Annotated in this window: 1 protein-coding gene; it reads left to right on the forward strand. The window is 42.4% G+C overall.

Translation table 11 applies throughout. The features are described 5' to 3' along the window. Positions 1-209: 209 nt before the first annotated feature. Positions 210-1,166 (forward strand): IS110 family transposase, encoded by a 957-nt coding sequence (locus HC752_RS24175; RefSeq protein WP_190337728.1) that lies wholly within the window; start codon positions 210-212, stop codon positions 1,164-1,166. Positions 1,167-1,191 lie beyond the last annotated feature (25 nt).

The raw sequence follows: 1,191 nt of genomic DNA on the forward strand, positions 1-1,191 counted from the left end.
TTGTATGGATAATAAGCTCTCCAATCGGGTAAGGTGAGACCCAGACTTTAGCTGCAACTAAAGTTCTTCTATCTGGTAGTTCGATTAAACGATGGCTCCTCTATCGAGAGACCGATAACAAGTACGAACGCCAGATAGAACTCCAAGCTCCACACTCGAATAGTCTTCTGGGTCTCGAGCCCGCATTTGCAAGCAAGAGTTAGCTTATTATGAATACAAACACACTTCAAAATATTAATGTCGGCGTTGATACGGGTAAGTCACAATTAGATATTTATATCCGCCCACTCGATATTTACTTCACCGTCCCGAACAATGAAAAAGGCATCAACGATGCCATCAAAACCATTAAGAAACACAAACCTCAACGCGTTGTCATCGAAGCAACAGGTCGATTAGAAATGCCCTTCATACTCGCCTGTGATAATGCCAAATTACCTTATGTTGTTGCCAACCCGCTGCGCATTAAAAAGTTCGCTGGTGCCATTGGCCAACGCGCTAAAAACGACCGCTTAGATGCCGCACTCATCGCATATTATGCCGAACGAGTTCAGCCAGAACTGACCAAACTAAAAAGCCAAAACATGCGCCTTATGAGTGACTTAGTTACACGACGCAACCAACTACTCTCCATGCAGACCATGGAAAGAAACCGACTACAAATATTACCAAAGAATATCGCATCCACTATTTCTCCCATTCTTACCGCACTAAAAAATCAGATAGAGAAAGTAGAAGAAAAAATAGAGAAACTGATTGATAGTTGCCCTGAGTATCAAGCCAAAAACGCGGTTCTTCAAAGCATGCCAGGCGTTGGAAAAGTTCTTGCTGCCTCCTTGATTAGCAATGTACCTGAGTTAGGTCTTATCACTAATAAACAAGCTTCTTCTCTCATTGGTGTCGCTCCAATAACAAGAGAAAGTGGACGCTTTAAAGGTAAGCGGATGATACAAGGAGGACGAGCTCAGGTTAGAACCGTTATGTACATGGCGATGATGTCGGCTATCCAATGCAACCCTGTTTTTAAAGCAACTTATAAACGATTACTTGCGGCAGGAAAGCCAAAGAAAGTAGCGATAGTTGCCTGTATGAGAAAGATGGTTGTGACACTTAATTCAATGCTAAGAGACGGTATAATGTGGGATAAAGATAGCGCCAAAAATTAGCTATTGACGCCATAGTCTCTTGTTA

This window comes from Vibrio sp. S9_S30, assembly GCF_014694455.1.
Classification (GTDB): domain Bacteria; phylum Pseudomonadota; class Gammaproteobacteria; order Enterobacterales; family Vibrionaceae; genus Vibrio.

Bases quoted from the DNA above. Each gene is read 5' to 3' on its own strand.
- HC752_RS24175 (WP_190337728.1), top strand. From the start codon at position 210: ATGAATACAAACACACTTCAAAATATTAATGTCGGCGTTGATACGGGT.